The sequence below is a fragment of the Corynebacterium afermentans subsp. lipophilum genome (assembly GCF_030408375.1).
GTDB classification, from domain to species: domain Bacteria; phylum Actinomycetota; class Actinomycetes; order Mycobacteriales; family Mycobacteriaceae; genus Corynebacterium; species Corynebacterium lipophilum.
Genome location: NZ_CP046530.1, coordinates 1311903 through 1328345 on the forward strand (window position 1 = coordinate 1311903; position 16443 = coordinate 1328345).

A 16443-nucleotide genomic window follows, 5' to 3' on the forward strand; every position below is an offset into this window, starting at 1 on the left:
CCGATTCCAGAACTTCTCCCGCGACTAAAAACGTAATCCTACGCGTTCTCGGGGTGCTCCTCGCCGAGAACCACCAGCGGGGCGTTGCCAAGCTTGCTGCGCCCGCCGAGGTCCGGCACCTCAAGGACGACCACATAGCCTGCGACGGTGCCGCCGGCGCGCTCGATCAAGTCCCGAGCGGCGACGAGGGTGCCGCCGGTGGCCAGCACGTCGTCTACAAGCACGATGCTCTTGCCTGTGATGTCCACGCCGTCCGCCGGAATCTCGAGCGCGGCCGAGCTGTACTCCGTGGTGTACTCCTGAGTGATCACCGGCGGCGGCAGTTTGCCCTTCTTCCGGATGGCCAGAATGCCGGTGCCGAGCTCATATGCCACAGCCGAGCCAAGCAGGAACCCACGCGCATCCAGGCCGCCGATGAGGTCGGCGCCGAGCTTGCGGCTGGCCGTAGCCATTTCTGCAATCACGATGTTCAACGCTGCCGGATCCGCGAGCACCGGGGTGAGATCTTCGAACAGTACGCCCTCTTCCGGGAAGTCCTGCACCTGACGGATCTTGTCCTTCAGGGCGTCGCGGGCGGTGGCGTAACGGTTGCCGTCGATAGGTGTGGGGGCCATTGGTGTGGATTCTCCTGTTACTTTTCGGCCGGGGTTGTTTCTGTGTTCAGCTGCCACCGGTCCATGTTCCAGCCGATGCCGGCAAGACCTGTGTACGGCACCACGTTACGCACTGCGCCATCCACGGCGAAGGTGCGGGGTTGCGCGGCGAGCGGAATGGACGGCAACTGCTTCCACAGGTGCGCTTCCTGCGCGCGAAGCACACCGAGTTCTTGGGCGCGATTATTGGCGGACGGGAACTCCCGCATGGGGTCAGTGGCGTGCAAAATCACGTCGGCCGCGCCGTCGGTCCAGGTCTCATTGCCCCACTCGTCGTACTCCGCCCTCGGCAGATCCGCGAGCGTTTTTCCGCCCTCGGTCACGTCCGTGACGGTAATTCCCGCGGGCTCGCACGTGCGGCGGATGGATTCCACCATCGCGGCGAAACGCGCGTCCGGGTACGGGTAGCCGATACGGATTTCGGTGCCGGAAAGCGCGGATGCGCCCTCAATGTCCACGTCCAGGTGCGGCGCCGCTACGTCCTTGACGCGCCCGGACAGCGGGTCGGCGTGGGGCAGCACGTGCAACGGCGCGACCGGCACGTCAAGACCAGCAACGTCGCTCGATGCCTTAGCGACGGCACGCGGGTCCACGCACTTTGCAAACGCCTGGCGGTTCTCGTGGATCGCCCACATACCGACGAGTGGGAACGTCAGCGACTCTGTAAGTTCACCGATCTGGCTGTCAACACTGAGGCGGTTGCCTTCGGCGTTCACGTCGTGCCAAGCCGGTGAGGTCTCCCGCAAGTCACCGATGCGCAGCGCTTCATCCTCCGCCAACTCGCTGGAATCAGCGGATCCGGGCCAGATCACCATTTCCGGGGTCTGCGGAGCATCACCGTAGTAGTGCTCGTTGGCTACTAGCGTCACTTCACCCTGCTCCCCCACCTCCGCGATCTTGAACGGACCGAAGGAAACCTGCAGTGCAGGATCGAACTCGGCAAGGCTGAAGCCGTGGCGCCACACGTCGCCGATGGGCTTCAGACGGGAAAAGTCGTTGGACTGCAAGTCACTGTCGAGTTCTTCGACGCTTTTGCCTAACTTGGCCGCCACTGCGTGAGCGGGTAGCACAGTGCCGGCGTCGAACAGCCCGCGCCAGCGAGCTCCACGCTTCTCTTTGAAGGTGAGCGTGAATTCCTTGGCCCCTGGGGTGCAGGACAGCTCCTCTGTGTCGTCGAACAGAGGCATGTGCGAGCCGAACATGCCCGGATAGTGCCCCGCGGTAAACGTGAGCAGGAAGTCGGAACAGGTCACCGGTGTGCCGTCGGAAAACACTGCGGCGTCGGACAGTGTGTAAATCACCTTGGGCTGATCGCTCGGCAGGACCTGGGTGGTAACCAAGTCCGTGTTCGGGATCATCTGTCCGCTCGGCCCCGGCACGTACACCCCCGGATACAGGCGCACGGAAAGCTGCTCCGCTAGGTCGGCGGCACCTTCCAATGTGCCGGAGTTTGTGGTGCGCAACTCTCCGAGCGCCTGGTAGCCAAACAGCTTCTTCGACTCTGCATGCTCACTGCTGCTTGTGCCGCACGCGGTAAGAGCGAAGATGCTCACAGCCGCCGCAACCACCGCTGCGACCGCACGTGTGAAACGTCCTGACATGGTTCGCCGCCGTCTACCTGCCTGGACGCCAGGTCGAGGAACCGATAGCTCCATCAGCGTTGTCGAGAGAGGTCTCGGCACGGCGCACCGGGGCGGCAACTTGGCGCTTTTCGGGGGCCACCTTTTCGGCGGTCTCCACTTCGAGCTCGCCGGCGCCACGGGTGCGGAAGCGCTCCACGGCTGCGTTGTGGTCCTTGTACTTCTTCTTGCGGTTGACCAGGCTCACCAGCAGCGGGGTTGCCAGGAACAGCGAGGAGAAGATGCCCTCGATCACGCCGATGAGCTGGATCAGAGCGAGGTCCTTCAGGGTGCCCACGCCGAGCATCCACACCGCCACAACCATCAGCGCCACAATCGGCAGCGCAGAAATGACGGAAGTGGAGATAGAACGCATCACCGTCTGGTTCACTGCCAGGTTCGCCTCTTCGGCGTAGGTGGAGCGGCGCGAATCTAACACACCAGAGGTGTTTTCGCGCACCTTGTCAAAGACAATCACCGTGTCATAGAGGGAGAAGGTCAAAACGGTGAGCAGACCGATGATCATCGCCGGGGTGATTTCAAGCCCGAACAATGCGTAGATGCCGGCGATGAGCACAGCGTCCACGATGAGCGCGGCCATCGCGGCGGCCGCCATCTCACGCTGCAGGCGCACCGCGACGTACACGGCGGCAGCGACGAGGAAGACGGCCATCGCAAGCAGCATGCGCTTGGTGATAGTTGAGCCCCAGGACTCGGAGACCGTGGAGTCGCCGATCGCGTCGGCGCTGGGTTCGCCGTTGTAGTCTTCAATCTGGTACTCGTCGAAAATCGCCTGGCGTGCTGCGTCGATCTGCTCCTGTGTGAGGTGGCCGGAGTTGATCTCAAGCGTGCGGGTGTCGCCGGAGCCGACGATCTGGGTCAGCTCCGGGGTCACGCCGGTGGCGTCGACGAAGGTCTCCTCCACCTCTTCCGCCACGAGCTCGCCGGCCGGCATCGTCATCTTGGTGCCGCCCTCGAAGTCGATGCCCATGTTGAAGCCGCGAAAGAGCATGGCCAGCAGGGAGATCACCACAAGCGCGAGCGTGATGCCATACCACAACTTGCGGCGGCCGACAAAGTCGATGGCGCCGGTGCCGTCGTACAGCGTCTCCGCCGAGCGCTTGGCTTTCACGGGAGCGGCGACGGTGTTGCCTGCGTCCGTTGCCTCGGCGGAGGTGTGTGTCGAAGTTGCCTTGGTGCTCGACATGTCTAGTTCTCCTCAATCGTTGCGGCCGGTTGGAGCGTGTGCTTATCGACGTCATCCTGCGCCCGACGTGCCTCAGCGGTCTTGAACGCCTTTCCCATGCCATTGACGGACGGCTTGGACCAGAATCCGCTGCGAGACGCGATGATCAGTAGCGGCGCGGTAACCAGGAAGGTGACAACCAGGTCGAACACGGTGGTCAGGCCCATGGTGAAGGCGAAGCCCTTCACGTCTCCAACGGCAAGGAAGTAGATGATCACCGCTCCGATCAGGGTGACCATGTTGCCTGTGATGACAGTGTCCTTCGCCCGCTGCCAGCCGGATGCGGTGGCGGAGCGGAACGTCTTGCCCTTGCGTACCTCGTCCTTAATGCGCTCGTAAATGACGATGAAGGAGTCGGCAGTTGCGCCGATACCGATGACCAGACCGGCGATGCCGGAAAGGTCCAGGGAGTAGCCGATCCAGCGGCCCAGCAGCACCAAGGTGCCGTAGACGAGTGCGCCAGCGGCGACGAGCGACGCCAGAGAGATCAGACCGTAGAGGCGGTAGTAAGCGAAGACGAACAACGCCACAAGGATCAGGCCTACCAGGCCGGAGTACAGGCCCGCCTTCAGCGAAGCCTGGCCCAGTGACGGCGGAACGGACAGTGCGGTGCCGCCCGGCTCGCCGTTCTCACCAGCGAAGGACAGCGGCAGTGCGCCGTAGCGCAGGTTGTTGGCAAGACCCTCGGCCTCCTCCTGGGTGAAGTTGCCGGTGATCGACGTTGCGGAACCAACCGGGGTCGGACCCTGGATCACCGGTGCGGAAATCACCTGAGAGTCCAGCGTGATCGCGATCTGCTTTTGCAGCATTTCACTGGTCAGGCGCGCCCAGGTCTCGGAGCCGTTGGGCTCGCTCGCCTGGCTAAAGGCGAAGCTGATCTCCATCTGGCTGGACTGCGGGTTGAAGCCGCCGGTGATCGCACGGTTGGTGTCGATCTGCTCGCCGGTCAGGCGCGGGCCATCAGCGTCGGTGACGCCGTCGAGCAGGGGAACCTCGTCGAGAAGCAGCGCCTGGCCCGACGTCGGGTCACAAGAAACCAGGGGCAGATCCGCCTTGTCGGAGCCGGCCAACGGGTCGGTGATCTGGCCCATGCAACGCGCCGACATCAAAGTCAGTGCCGCGAACTGCTCGGTCGGGTCGGTGGACTGACGGGTGCGCCGCAGCATGTCCGTCGTTTCCTGGCGGCGTTCAGCTGACTCAACCGGGCCGTTCGGCTCCGGCAGCGGCTCAGCGCTCACCTGCGGAACGTCCTTCGGCGCCTCCGGGGCTTCCTCTTCCTTTGGAGCAACGTCCTTGCCTTCACCGCTTTCATCCTGCGGGTTCTCGGCGGCCTTTTCAGCTTCCTTCTCCGCAGCCTGCTTGCGCGCGGCGATCTGAGTGAGCACCGCCTGGCCCTCCTCCGGGGTGAAGATGCCGTACTTGACCCACTCGTTGGTCATGTCCAAGGTGACCTGGTCAATTTTGGTGCTATCCGCCGCCGGCGGGTCAAGCACCGGACGGAAGAAGAGCTGCGAGGTCTGGCCGATGTTGCGAATCTCGGTCGTGTCGTCGCCGGCAGCCTCAATGACGATGGTGTTTCCGTCCACAACAACGGACGCACCGGAGACACCCATGCCGTTGACACGGTTTTCGAGGATGTTGCGCGCATCCTCCAGCTGTTCGCTTGTCGGTTCATCGCCCTGGGGAACGAGGGTGACACGGGTGCCGCCCTGCAGGTCGATGCCGAGCTTCGGCTCAGCCGTTTTAGTTCCGGTGAAAAATACTAGGGCGTAGACGCCGATGACAATGAGGGTGAATAGCGCGAGCAGCCGAGCCGGCCAGCGCTTCTTTCCCTTCACCTCGCGGGACCGCCGAGTGTTGTTGGACACTGAGCTGACTCCTCTGCTTTCCGAGCTCCAATTTTCCCCTCCACCGAGCCCTACAACACCCGGGAAGAGGCATAGGTGAAGGGCGTGCCGGTGGAGACACAACGGAACATGCTACGGCATAGCGCCGCAAAACCAGCAGTCCGGTCCGCGCCAGCCTTAATAAAGCGACATTTGCCCCGGTGCATCTGGCGGCGCCTGCAGCCCCAGGTGCTCCCACGCCGCGGCAGTCGCCACTCGCCCGCGCCCAGTTCGAGACATCAACCCCGCGCGCACGAGGTAGGGCTCGCACACCTCCTCGATGGTGCCGGGTTCCTCGCCAACGGCGATGGCAAGCGTGCCCACGCCTACCGGCCCTCCGCCGTGGCCGCGGATCAACGCGTCAAGAACCGCGCGGTCTAGCCGGTCCAGGCCCAACTCATCCACGTCGAACACGCTTAACGCCGAGCGCGCCGCATCGAGGTTGACGTGGCCGTCGCCGTGCACGTCCGCCCAGTCTCGCACTCGGCGCAGCAGGCGGTTTGCAATACGTGGCGTGCCGCGCGAACGCGAGGCGATTTCCACCGCCGCATCTTGGTCTATGCGCATAGCGAGGATGTCCGCGGCGCGGCTGACCACTTGGGTCAAGTCCTCCACGTCATAGAACTCCATCTGGGCGGTGAACCCGAAACGGTCGCGCAGTGGGCCCGTGAGCATGCCCGCGCGGGTTGTCGCCCCGACGAGGGTAAAAGGCGGGATCTCCAACGGAATCGAAGTCGCACCAGGGCCTTTGCCCACAATCACGTCGATGCGGAAATCCTCCATTGCCATGTAGAGCATTTCCTCTGCAGGACGGGCGATGCGGTGGATTTCGTCAATGAACAGCACGTCGCCTTCCATCAGGTTGGACAGCATCGCCGCTAGATCGCCTGCGCGCTCAAGAGCCGGACCAGACGTCATCCGCAGCGAGGTACCCAACTCCTGCGCCACGATCATCGCCATGGTGGTCTTGCCCAACCCCGGCGGTCCGGACAGCAGGATGTGGTCCGGGGTCACCCCGCGGCTGCGCGCACCTGCAAGCACCAGGTTGAGCTGCTCCCGTACCTTGGGCTGGCCGATGAACTCATTGATCGATTTCGGGCGTAGCGAACGCTCGATGTCATGCTCGTCTGCCTGCGCGTGCGCGTCTACTGGCGACGGAGCCTTCGCCGCGAACCCTTCCGGCAGCTCAAACTCTGTCTTTTCCACATCCGACACGGCGATACCTCCCTACTTTTTGCCCAGTTGGCCCAGCGCCTGACGGAGCAGTGCGGAAGCGTCTTCCTCCGGCTGCTCCTCCACCAACGCGTCGACCACCGGCCGCGCCGAACGCTCCGGGAAACCCAGACCCACCAATGCCTCGACCACCTGCTCAGAAATGAGCGACGAACCCGTGTTCGCCCTGGTTGCCCCTGTAGCGGCCGGTGCATCGCCCGCCGGGATAAACGCCTCCACCTTGTCCTTGAGCTCGAGAGCGATGCGTTCCGCCATTTTCTTGCCCACACCCGGAATGGACTGGATCGTCTTCGCATCTCCGGCTGCGATGTGGGAGGACAGCTCGCCCGGGTCGAACACGGACAACGAGGCGAGCGCCAACTTCGGCCCCAGTCCGGAGACGTTCTGCAGCTTGTGGAACATCTCGCGGGCATCCGCGTCGCCGAAGCCGTACAGGGTCACACCATCGTCTTTGACCACCATCGACGTCATCACCCGGGCGCGCTCGCCGCGGGTCAAGCGACCCAGCGTCTGTGGGGTGGCAAGGAAGCGGTAGCCCACGCCCGAGCATTCGATGACTGCATGGTCGAGCCCGATGGTGAGCACTTCGCCGTTGAGAGAATCAATCATTGGTTCGCCGCTTTCATGGTCAACTGGTTGGTCCGTGCGATCAAGGGGGCGCGCCAGCAGTGGCACACCGCGATAGCCAGCGCGTCGGCCGCGTCCGCGGGCTTCGGTGCTTCAGACAGGCCGAGAATCCGCGTGATCATCACCGTCATCTGCTTCTTGTCCGCCCGCCCGTTGCCGGAGATGGCTTTTTTCACCTCTGACGGGGTGTACATGTGCACCGGGATGCCCCGTTCCGCCGCGGCCAGCACCATCACGCCCACCGCGTGCGCGGTGTGCATGACGGTTGATACATTGCCGCGCTCAAAAATGCGCTCCATGGCGATGACGTCCGGCTCGTAATCGTCGATCCACTCACCTACCGCCCGCGACAGGCGCAGAAGACGTTCCGCCAATTCCGCAGTGGACGGGGTGCGCACCACGCCAACCGCCACGGGGATGATCTGGCGGCCCCGGCCAGCTTGCACCACGGAAAGACCGCAGCGCGTCAAGCCCGGGTCAATGCCCATGACCCGCAGACCTTCCAGCGACATCGCATCCTCCCTTCCACACATCTGACACATATGTTCTACCACAGGACACACGACAAACGCCCGCGCCACCACCGGCGGCGCGGGCGTTTCGCATAGCGAAAGACCAGTGAAGGCCTAGTCCTCCAGCTGGGCCACGACCTCGTCAGAGAGTTTCATGTTGGTATAGACGTTCTGCACGTCGTCCGAATCCTCCAGTGCGTCGATGATGCGCATCATCTTCTTCGCACCCTCGACGTCGAGGTCAACCTCCACGTCCGCGCGGAACTCCTGGCCCGCTTCCTCAATCTCGATACCCTCGCCGACCAGCGCTTCGCGCACTGCCGGCAGATCGGTCGGCTTGCAGGTGATCTCAAACTCCTCGCCGAGGTCGTTGACTTCCTCGGCTCCGGCGTCGAGCACAGCCATGAGCACGTCGTCCTCGCTGAGCTCACCCTTCTGAATGGTCACGACACCGGTGCGCTCGAACATGTAGCCGACGGAGCCGGACTCGCCGAGGTTGCCACCGTTTTTGGTCATCGCGGTACGCACCTCGGTAGCGGCGCGGTTGCGGTTGTCCGTGAGGCACTCGATGAGCACTGCGACGCCGTTGACACCGTAACCTTCGTACATCACGGTTTCCCAGTTCGCGCCGCCGGCTTCCTCACCGGAGCCGCGCTTGCGTGCGCGCTCGATGTTGTCGCCAGGCACCGAAGCCTTCTTGGCCTTGCGGATCATGTCGTCCAGGGTGGGGTTCGCGGCCGGATCGCCGCCGCCGGTTCGTGCCGCGACCTCGATGTCCTTGATCATCTTCGCCCACAACTTCGACCGCTTCGCGTCGTTTGCGGCCTTCTTGTGCTTCGTGGTTGCCCACTTTGAGTGGCCCGCCATAACGCACCCCTTTTCCTCGGTTGACGTGTAACAGACGGCATTATACGCACCGTCTTACTGAAGCTATTACTGGTCGTCCCGCACGAACTGTGGCAATGCTGCTGTACCGCCGAGGCGCAAAAAGCTCACCGACGGCCGAAGGCGCAACGCCCGCGTATCCGCCACCGCATCGTTGTAAAAACGCGTGGCCAGCTCGACTCGGACGTCTGCCTCGCTCAGCGGGACCGGCACCCCCTCACCGGCGCCATGCTCGGCCACCAACACCGAAAGTTGTTCCTCCTGCGCAAAACGAGTGCGCACATCGTCCGGCGCTAGCCTGATCTGCTCAGTGCGCTGCGCCGCCGCGCCGAGTTCGGGGTAGAGCACTGCGATAACGGCGCAACGCCGGTCCAGCGCCGCCTGCAGAGCGTCGCGAGAACGGTCGAGCCGGATATGCAGGCGGTTGAGCCGTTGCGCCGTGTTGTAGGCCCACGCCGCCAGCACAGTCGCCACCACCGCCACAGCGATCCACACCATCGTCATAGCCACCCCTCCACCCCGACTTTCTCCCCGATGGACACAGCCTCGTACACCGCCAGGACCCGACGCGCGACAACGGACCAGTCGAAGTCTTCTGCCCGCTCCACACCTTTAGCGGAGAGGTTCGCGCGGAGCGGGACGTCGTCGATGAGCAACTGCAACTGCTGGGCGAGCGCCGACGCATCGCCGGGCGGAAACAGCAACCCCGCATCCTCGCCGCAGACCGCGGCGAACGCCGGGATGTCGCTGGCGAGTACAGCGCAGCCGGCAGCCATCGCCTCCACGAGGATGATCCCGAACGATTCGCCGCCGAGATTCGGCGCGACAAAGATATCCGCACGGCCGAGGATCTGCGCCTTCTCCTCCTCAGAAACCAGCCCAGTAAATTCGACACCCGTAATCTCGCGGGGCGTCCCAGCTCCGATGACGGTGATGCGGGGCTTGCGCGGGAGCCGATCCACGGCCCGCAGGAACACGTCGAGGCCCTTGCGGGGTTCGTCCAAGCGGCCCAAGAACACCACTTCTGGAATTGCCTGGTTTCCTGGAGTGCGCCGCGCCGCTTGAAACCTGGCGGTGTCCACACCGTTCGGGATGATCACGGGGTCAGTGCCCACCTGCTGCGACTGCCAGCGCCACGCCTCCTCGCTCACCGCGATACCGGCGCGGATCTTCTCTAGGCTGCCGCGAAGTGCCGGCAGCGCGAGCTTGAGCGCATACGAGGACTCCGCTGAGGCGTGGTAGGTGGCCACGATCGGGCCGGTAGCCATGCGCAGCGCCGCCATGGAGTAGCTCGGCGAGTTCGGCTCATGCACGTGCAAAATGTCAAAGTTGCCGCGCTCGATGAACTGCCGGGTGGTGCGGCGCACTTGCGGGCCGAACGACAGCCGCGCGACCGAGCCGTTGTAGCGCACCGGCACCGCGGCGCCGCCGCGGGTGACCCACTCCGGAAGCTCGACAGCCTCGGAAGCCGGGCCGAGCACCTCGGTTTGGTGGCCCATCTCGCGCAATTGGGCAGCAAGGTCAAGCACGTGGGCTTGAACTCCGCCCGGCACGTTGAAGGAGTACGGGCACACCAGACCGATCCGCACGCCGACTACCTCCCCTGCTCGCGCTGTTGCCTCAGCCGCCGTTCCATTTCCCGGCGGCGGCTCGGCTTCGGCGCGTCTTCAGGCCACAGCGGCTGCAGCATGTGCCAGTCCGCCGGGTGGGCGGCAATGTTTTGGGCGAACTGGTCGGCCACGCGCTGCGCAGTGTCCTCGAGCGTGGTCACCTCCACCGGGGCGGAGATGCTAAAGTCCCAGCCGGGGTCGCGCCGCGTGCCCGTGAACCAGGAGTGCGCAACCAAAAGCGTCGCGCCGGTGTCCCGCGCTAGCTTGGCCGGGCCGACGGGAAAGGTCGTTTCCTCGCCGAAGAACTCAACTGGCACCCCGTGTCGTGAGAAGTCCCGCTCCCCCAGCAGGCACACGATCCCGCCGTCAGCGAGCACCTCTTTCAACCGCTCGAACGGCGGCTGCTCACCGCCGGTCAGCGGCACGACCTCGAAGCCGAGGGACTCGCGGAACTGCACGAACGCGTCGAACAGCGCCTCTGGTTCAAGCCGCTCCGCAACGGTGGTGAACCCGCCGTAATTTCTGGCAAGCCATGTTCCCGCCATGTCCCAGTTGCCGGTGTGCGGCAGCGTGAGCACAACCCCGTGGCCCTGCGCCACGGCAGCATCCAAGTGTTCCCGCCCGACCACACCAGCCGAAAGCTTCGCGTTCAACTCCGGATCGCCCGCCATCCGCGGCAGCCGGAATGCTTCCAGCCAATAGCGCGCGTAGGAGCGCATGGCGTCGCGCACCAGCTGCCGGGTGACGTTCTCCGGCCCCACCACGCGCGCGAGGTTGCGCCGCAGCATCTCCATGCCAGCGCCCTCGCCGGAAGCACGGTCCGCGGCCCACTCGGCTGCCCGCGCGGTCGACGGTGCAGGCAGCGCGCCGACGATCTTCCAGCCTGCGATGTAGCCCGCGGCGACGAGCCGCTCGCGCGCGAAGCCCATTTACGCTCCCGCGGGCGGCGCAATCTTCGCGTCCGCCCTCTCGTCGCGTCCGGCGATCATCAGGCGCTGCACGACGGTGATCACGGAGCCGACCAGCAGGATCCATAGCGAGACCACCACAGCGTTGGGCACGCCAAAACCCTCCAGGGCTAGACCGCCGAGACCCAAGATCAACCGTTCAGGACGCTCAACCAGCCCACCGACGATGTTCAGCCCGCCGGCCTCGCCACGAGCCTTGATGTAGCTGATGGTCGGGGAAAGCACGGTGACAGCCAGGCACACCGCCACGTTCACTGCAGCGGCGTCGGCGACGTAGATCAGCCACATGGCGATCGAGCCGAACAGCGCGCCGTCGGTAAGTCTGTCGCAGCTCGCATCCAGCGTCGCGCCAAACGCAGTGCCTCCGCCGCGCAGCCTGGCCATCGTGCCGTCGACCATGTCGAAGGCGGCGAAGAACAGGCTTAACACCGCCGCCCACACCAGGTGTCCGGTGGGAATGAGCACCATAGCCGCAAGCATGGTCAGCGCTGTTCCCGCAATCGTTGTCGCGTTCGGAGTCAGACCGATGCGCAACAGGCCTTTGGCCACCGGCTCGACCGCTACTGCGGCGGGTTTGCGTCCGTGCACGCTAAGCATCGCGTTCTCCTGATTCCGTCTCGTGGACCTCGCGCCAGCCGTCCGCTAGCAGCGCCCGTGTCTCCTGCAGCAGTTGCGGCAGCACCTTGGTGCCGCCGATGACGGCCATGAAATTCGCGTCGCCCGCCCAGCGCGGCACAACGTGCAGGTGCAGGTGGTCGCTCACCGACCCACCCGAGGCCTTGCCCAGGTTCAGCCCGACGTTGATCGCCTCCGGCTTGGACACGCGCTTGAGCGTTTTCACCGCGTGCTTGGCAAACGCCATCAGCTCGGCTGTCTCCGCGTCGGTAAGTTCTTCCAGATCAGCGACCTTGCGGTACGGCACCACCATCAGGTGGCCGGCGTTGTACGGGTACAGGTTGCACACCGCGAACACCGTCTCCCCGCGCGCGACAATCAGGCCGTCTTCGTCGCTCATCTGCGGGATTTCGAGGAAGGGATCGCCGTTGCTTCTCGACGATCCTTCGGTCTCCCCCGTATCCTGCCCCGCCGTGCCCCCGGCCGGCATCTTGGTGATGTAGCTGGAGCGGTACGGCGCCCACAGGCGGGTGAGACGGTCTGGGTCGCCTACGCCGGTGTCGACGTAAGTCTCGCCGTTAGTTGCCCGCTGCAACGGTTTCCTCGCTCGGCTGATCGTTGCGCTTGGCGGTGATCCAGTCGGCGATCAGCTCCACTGCGCGCTCGACTGGCACCCCGTTGATCTGGCTGCCGTCGAGGAAGCGGAAGCTCACCGCGTTCGCGTCCACGTCGCGCTCGCCGGCGAGCAGCATGAACGGCACCTTGCCGGTGGTGTGGGTCCGGATCTTCTTCTGCATGCGGTCGTCCGAGTGGTCCACCTCTGCACGGATGCCGCGCTCGCGCAGCTTTGCGACGACACCGTCGAGGTGGTCGGCGAACGCGTCGGCCACCGGGATGCCCACCACCTGGTGCGGGGCCAGCCAGGCCGGGAACGCGCCGGCGTAGTGCTCGAGCAGCACGCCGAAGAAGCGCTCGATGGAGCCGAAGAGTGCGCGGTGGATCATCACCGGACGCTTCTTCGAGCCGTCCGAGGAGGTGTAGGTCAGGTCGAAGCGCTCCGGCAGGTTGAAGTCCAGCTGCACCGTGGACATCTGCCAGGTGCGGCCGATGGCGTCGCGGGCCTGCACGGAGATCTTCGGGCCGTAGAACGCGGCGCCCGCCGGGTCCGGCACGAGCTCCAGGCCGGACTTTTTGGCCACGGACTCCAGGATGTTGGTGGAGCGCTCCCAGATTTCGTCGTCGCCGATGTACTTGTCCGGGTCCTTGGTGGAAAGCTCCAGGTAGAAGTCGTCCAGGCCGTAGTCCTGCAGCAGGGAGATGATGAACTCCAGCACGCTGGTCAGCTCGTCTTCAAGCTGCTCCTCGGTGCAGTAGATGTGGGCGTCGTCCTGCGTGAATCCGCGGGCGCGGGTCAGGCCGTGGACCACGCCGGACTTCTCGTAGCGGTAGACGGTGCCGAACTCGAACAGGCGCAGCGGCAGCTCCCGGTAGGAACGCCCGCGCGAGTCGAAGATCAGGTTGTGCATCGGGCAGTTCATCGGCTTGGCGTAGTAGTCCACCGGCTGCTTGGTCACGTTGCCGTCGTCGTCGACCTCGCCGTCGAGCTTCATCGGCGGGAACATGCCGTCGGCGTACCAGTCCAGGTGTCCCGACTGCTGGAACAGGTCGCCCTTGGTCACATGCGGGGTGTTGACAAAGGAGTAGCCGGCGGCGACATGGCGCTCGCGCGAGTGCTGCTCCATGGTCATGCGCACGATACCGCCGTCCGGGTGGAACACCGGCAGGCCGGAGCCGACCTCGTCCGGGAAGGAGAACAGGTCCAGCTCGTTGCCCAGGCGGCGGTGGTCGCGCTTTTCCGCCTCCTCAAGCATGGTCATGTACTCTTCGAGTTTTTCCTTGGACTCCCAAGCGGTGCCGTAGACGCGCTGCAGGCCGGCGTTGTTCTGATCGCCGCGCCAGTAGGCGGCGGACGAGCGGGTCAGCGCGAACGCCGGGATGTACTTCGTGGTGGGCACGTGCGGGCCGCGGCACAGGTCATGCCACTCAACCTCGTTCGTGCGCGGGTTGACGTTGTCATAGTGCGTCAGCTCGCCGGCACCGATTTCGGTGGCCTCATCGGAGTCCGGATCGACGTTGCCTTTGTCGTTGATCAGCTCGAGCTTGTACGGCTCGTCCTTGAGGTCTTCTGCAGCCTCTTCGGCGGAGGCGTAGACGCCGCGGACAAACTTCTGGCCCTGCTTGATGATCTTCTTCATGCGCTTTTCCAGCGCCTTCAGATCCTCGGGCGTAAACGGCTCCGCAACGTCGAAGTCGTAGTAGAAGCCGCCCTCGATGGCCGGGCCGATACCCAGCTTGGTGCCGGGGAATTCGGCCTGCACGGCCTGAGCGAGCACGTGGGCGCAGGAGTGGCGGATCACGGAGCGACCGAGCTCAGTGTTTGCCGGCACCGGAGTGAACGTCGCGGTGGCCTCGGGCACGTGCGAGAGGTCTTTCAGCTCGCCCGCTTCATCCTGGACGCACACGACGGCGTCCTCCCCCTTGTTTGGCAGGTTCAGCTCCCGCATGGCCACGCCGACGGCGGTGCCGGCGGGAACCTCGAACGGTGCGAACTCGACTGCTGCTTCGGTAGACATATCTGTCGTGCGCTCCTTTGCGCGTCACTGGGCTGCGTCATACCTGGACGCCGCCCTTCTTCTACGTTCTCTCCCGACGGCGCAGGTGGCGCGCCGGACGCCAGGGATTCTACCCCCGGGCACCAGAAAGTACTGTTTCGCCCCAGTACGCGTCGCCGGTTCCCTCCCCGCCGGGCTCACGTGTGCCCGGCGGGATCCAGTAGACCGCGGAGCCGATGTGGGTGGTCCACTCGTTGAGCCGGTCCACCTCCAAAAGCCGCTGCAGCACTGGGGTGAACTGCACATCCGGGTCCTTCTGGTAGGCCAAAAAGACCAAACCCGCGTTGGACAATTCGCCGGGTGCCGGTGGCAGCGAATAGTTGTACGGCCTGCGCAGAAACTTCTGCTCAGGGTGGTCCACGGGCGGCATGGCGCGGGCCATGTGGGAGTTTTTGTCGATCACGGGCAGCCCGTATTCGTCGAGCGCCTCCATGTCCGGTGCATCGAACTCGTCCTCGCCGGTCAGCGGAGCGCCGTCGGCAAGCTTTCTGCCCACCACAACCTCGCGGGAGGTGCGGTCCAGCCGCTCCCACTCGTCGAGATCCATCGCGATTCGGCGCACCACCAGCGACGACGAACCGTCATCGGCGAAGACCTGCTCGGCATACTCATTGTCCGAGCGCGGGTTGACCGTGCCGTCCACCTGGCCGAAGAGGTTGCGGGGCGTCTGGCCTTTGGGGATGGAGCCGAACGCGTTCATGAATCCCTGCTGCAGCCAGGCGGTTTCAACGTAGTCCATGCTGGCGCGTGTCATGTGGCGCAGCGCCCAGGCGCTCATCACCGGGTCGTCGGAGCAGATCTGCAGTACAAGGTCGGTCTGGCCCCACTCCGGCTGCAACTTTTCGCGCGGCATCGCGGGGATGTCGTGCAGCCACGCCGGCTTTTGGTCCGGCGCCGCGATATCGAAGATGCGCTCACCGAACCCGCAGGTGATGGTGAGGTTGGCGGGCCACTGCACCATCTCCGGCTCCAGGCTGGACAGTGGGTTGCGGCCGGCGGTCAGCTCGCGGGCGTCTTCGGTCCATAGACGCATCAGCCTGACCACGCCGCTTCCGTCCACCCCGTCCTTCAACCTGAACCCAGCCAGGTTGAGCGACGCTTGCGTAGGCGTCTGGATGCCTGCCTGGTGCTCGCCGTCGAAAGCGACGGCCGCCTCCGTCAACGGTTCGGTGTTCGGATCGGAGTTGCTCGGATCATCACTTGGATCATCATCGCAGGCCGAGAGCAGCATGCCTGTCGACGCCACACCGGCGACCCCAGCCGTCCCCGCCAAAAACCCCCGCCGGCTCACACCCGGCATGATTTTTCCTCCTTAGTGCTTGTGCTCGGCGTGCTCGGCGATATCGCCGTAGCTTTCGTCGCCGGGAAGCATGGTGCGCACGGCAACATCCGGCACGGTCACGGTCGCGCCGCCTTCGAGCAGCAAGGTGAGGTCGATGGCGTCGCCAGCCTCGATGGCCGGCGCGTAGCCCATCACCATGAAGTGGTCGCCGCCCGGAGCCAACTCGTGGGTGCCGCCCGCGGGGATGTCGAAGCCACCGTCTTTCTGGCGCATCATCCCGTCGACGACCTCGTGGATTTGATAGTCCGCCTCGCCGAGAGAGGTGGTGAAGCCCACGACCGAGAGGTCCTTGTCGGTGTTGTTGTGCAGCGTGCCGAAGATGGAGGTCATGTCGCTGCCGTCAGCCGTATCCTTTGCTGTCTTCGCGCGAACGGTGCCCTGCTCGAGGGTGACCGCATCGTTGTCCAGCTCACTGGCTGCCACATCGGTTGCCGGGTTTACGGTTGCCGCCTCCGAGGTCGCCTCGTTGAGCGAAGACTGCTGCTCCGCTGCGCTGTTGGTCTCATCGGAGCAACCTGCGAGCACCAAAGCTGCTGCTGCAAGGCCAGTGACGATTCGTTTGTTCATCGGTGTTC

General features: G+C 64.7%; 16 protein-coding genes. All 16 read right to left on the bottom strand.

Annotated elements, in window-relative coordinates; all coding sequences use genetic code 11:
- Positions 1 to 38: 38 nt before the first annotated feature.
- Complete coding sequence (locus CAFEL_RS06275; protein WP_194559361.1) at positions 39 to 614, bottom strand: adenine phosphoribosyltransferase; 576 nt, start codon at positions 612 to 614, stop codon at positions 39 to 41.
- A gap of 17 nt (positions 615 to 631) precedes the next feature.
- Positions 632 to 2254, bottom strand: a complete 1623-nt coding sequence (locus CAFEL_RS06280) for an ABC transporter substrate-binding protein (RefSeq protein ID WP_194559362.1) — start codon at positions 2252 to 2254, stop codon at positions 632 to 634.
- A gap of 13 nt (positions 2255 to 2267) precedes the next feature.
- Positions 2268 to 3479: a protein translocase subunit SecF gene (gene secF, locus CAFEL_RS06285; RefSeq protein ID WP_194559363.1), complete on the bottom strand. Its 1212-nt coding sequence runs from the start codon at positions 3477 to 3479 to the stop codon at positions 2268 to 2270.
- Positions 3480 to 3481: 2 nt separating this feature from the next.
- Entirely contained in the window at positions 3482 to 5386 is a 1905-nt protein-coding gene (gene secD, locus CAFEL_RS06290) for a protein translocase subunit SecD (RefSeq protein ID WP_194559364.1), read from the bottom strand.
- Between the two features lie 156 nt (positions 5387 to 5542).
- Entirely contained in the window at positions 5543 to 6619 is a 1077-nt protein-coding gene (gene ruvB / locus CAFEL_RS06295) for a Holliday junction branch migration DNA helicase RuvB (RefSeq protein ID WP_194559365.1), read from the bottom strand.
- 12 nt (positions 6620 to 6631) lie between these two features.
- Complete coding sequence (gene ruvA / locus CAFEL_RS06300) at positions 6632 to 7246, bottom strand: Holliday junction branch migration protein RuvA (RefSeq protein ID WP_194559366.1); 615 nt, start codon at positions 7244 to 7246, stop codon at positions 6632 to 6634.
- The gene (ruvC, locus tag CAFEL_RS06305; protein WP_194559367.1) at positions 7243 to 7776 is read right to left on the bottom strand and encodes a crossover junction endodeoxyribonuclease RuvC; all 534 of its coding nucleotides are present in this window, start codon (positions 7774 to 7776) and stop codon (positions 7243 to 7245) included. The genes ruvA and ruvC overlap by 4 nt, the downstream gene beginning before the upstream one ends.
- Positions 7777 to 7890: 114 nt before the next feature.
- Positions 7891 to 8643, bottom strand: a complete 753-nt coding sequence (locus tag CAFEL_RS06310) for a YebC/PmpR family DNA-binding transcriptional regulator (RefSeq protein ID WP_194559368.1) — start codon at positions 8641 to 8643, stop codon at positions 7891 to 7893.
- 66 nt (positions 8644 to 8709) lie between these two features.
- Positions 8710 to 9165: a hypothetical protein gene (locus tag CAFEL_RS06315; RefSeq protein ID WP_194559824.1), complete on the bottom strand. Its 456-nt coding sequence runs from the start codon at positions 9163 to 9165 to the stop codon at positions 8710 to 8712.
- Entirely contained in the window at positions 9162 to 10250 is a 1089-nt protein-coding gene (locus tag CAFEL_RS06320) for a glycosyltransferase family 4 protein (protein WP_194559369.1), read from the bottom strand. Before CAFEL_RS06320 ends, CAFEL_RS06315 begins: the two co-directional genes overlap by 4 nt.
- A gap of 5 nt (positions 10251 to 10255) precedes the next feature.
- Positions 10256 to 11200 carry a phosphatidylinositol mannoside acyltransferase gene (locus tag CAFEL_RS06325; RefSeq protein WP_194559370.1) on the bottom strand — a complete coding sequence of 315 codons (945 nt, stop codon included), beginning with the start codon at positions 11198 to 11200 and terminating at the stop codon, positions 10256 to 10258.
- Positions 11201 to 11836, bottom strand: a complete 636-nt coding sequence (gene pgsA / locus CAFEL_RS06330) for a phosphatidylinositol phosphate synthase (RefSeq protein ID WP_194559371.1) — start codon at positions 11834 to 11836, stop codon at positions 11201 to 11203. It abuts the gene before it with no gap.
- A complete protein-coding gene (locus CAFEL_RS06335) occupies positions 11829 to 12449 on the bottom strand; it encodes an ATP adenylyltransferase (RefSeq protein WP_228496169.1) in 621 nt (206 codons plus the stop codon). The genes pgsA and CAFEL_RS06335 overlap by 8 nt, the downstream gene beginning before the upstream one ends.
- The gene (gene thrS / locus CAFEL_RS06340; protein WP_194559372.1) at positions 12433 to 14487 is read right to left on the bottom strand and encodes a threonine--tRNA ligase; all 2055 of its coding nucleotides are present in this window, start codon (positions 14485 to 14487) and stop codon (positions 12433 to 12435) included. Before thrS ends, CAFEL_RS06335 begins: the two co-directional genes overlap by 17 nt.
- A gap of 109 nt (positions 14488 to 14596) precedes the next feature.
- Complete coding sequence (locus CAFEL_RS06345; protein WP_194559373.1) at positions 14597 to 15826, bottom strand: Dyp-type peroxidase; 1230 nt, start codon at positions 15824 to 15826, stop codon at positions 14597 to 14599.
- Positions 15827 to 15838: 12 nt separating this feature from the next.
- Positions 15839 to 16435: a copper chaperone PCu(A)C gene (locus tag CAFEL_RS06350; protein ID WP_194559374.1), complete on the bottom strand. Its 597-nt coding sequence runs from the start codon at positions 16433 to 16435 to the stop codon at positions 15839 to 15841.
- Between the last annotated feature and the right edge of the window lie 8 nt (positions 16436 to 16443).

Coding starts and splice junctions, on each gene's coding strand:
- CAFEL_RS06275 (WP_194559361.1), bottom strand. CDS start 614: ATGGCCCCCACACCTATCGACGGCAACCGTTACGCCACCGCCCGCGAC.
- CAFEL_RS06280 (WP_194559362.1), bottom strand. CDS start 2,254: ATGTCAGGACGTTTCACACGTGCGGTCGCAGCGGTGGTTGCGGCGGCT.
- secF (WP_194559363.1), bottom strand. CDS start 3,479: ATGTCGAGCACCAAGGCAACTTCGACACACACCTCCGCCGAGGCAACG.
- ruvA (WP_194559366.1), bottom strand. CDS start 7,246: ATGATTGATTCTCTCAACGGCGAAGTGCTCACCATCGGGCTCGACCAT.
- ruvC (WP_194559367.1), bottom strand. CDS start 7,776: ATGTCGCTGGAAGGTCTGCGGGTCATGGGCATTGACCCGGGCTTGACG.
- CAFEL_RS06310 (WP_194559368.1), bottom strand. CDS start 8,643: ATGGCGGGCCACTCAAAGTGGGCAACCACGAAGCACAAGAAGGCCGCA.
- CAFEL_RS06315 (WP_194559824.1), bottom strand. CDS start 9,165: ATGACGATGGTGTGGATCGCTGTGGCGGTGGTGGCGACTGTGCTGGCG.
- CAFEL_RS06325 (WP_194559370.1), bottom strand. CDS start 11,200: ATGGGCTTCGCGCGCGAGCGGCTCGTCGCCGCGGGCTACATCGCAGGC.
- pgsA (WP_194559371.1), bottom strand. CDS start 11,836: ATGCTTAGCGTGCACGGACGCAAACCCGCCGCAGTAGCGGTCGAGCCG.
- thrS (WP_194559372.1), bottom strand. CDS start 14,487: ATGTCTACCGAAGCAGCAGTCGAGTTCGCACCGTTCGAGGTTCCCGCC.
- CAFEL_RS06345 (WP_194559373.1), bottom strand. CDS start 15,826: ATGCCGGGTGTGAGCCGGCGGGGGTTTTTGGCGGGGACGGCTGGGGTC.
- CAFEL_RS06350 (WP_194559374.1), bottom strand. CDS start 16,435: ATGAACAAACGAATCGTCACTGGCCTTGCAGCAGCAGCTTTGGTGCTC.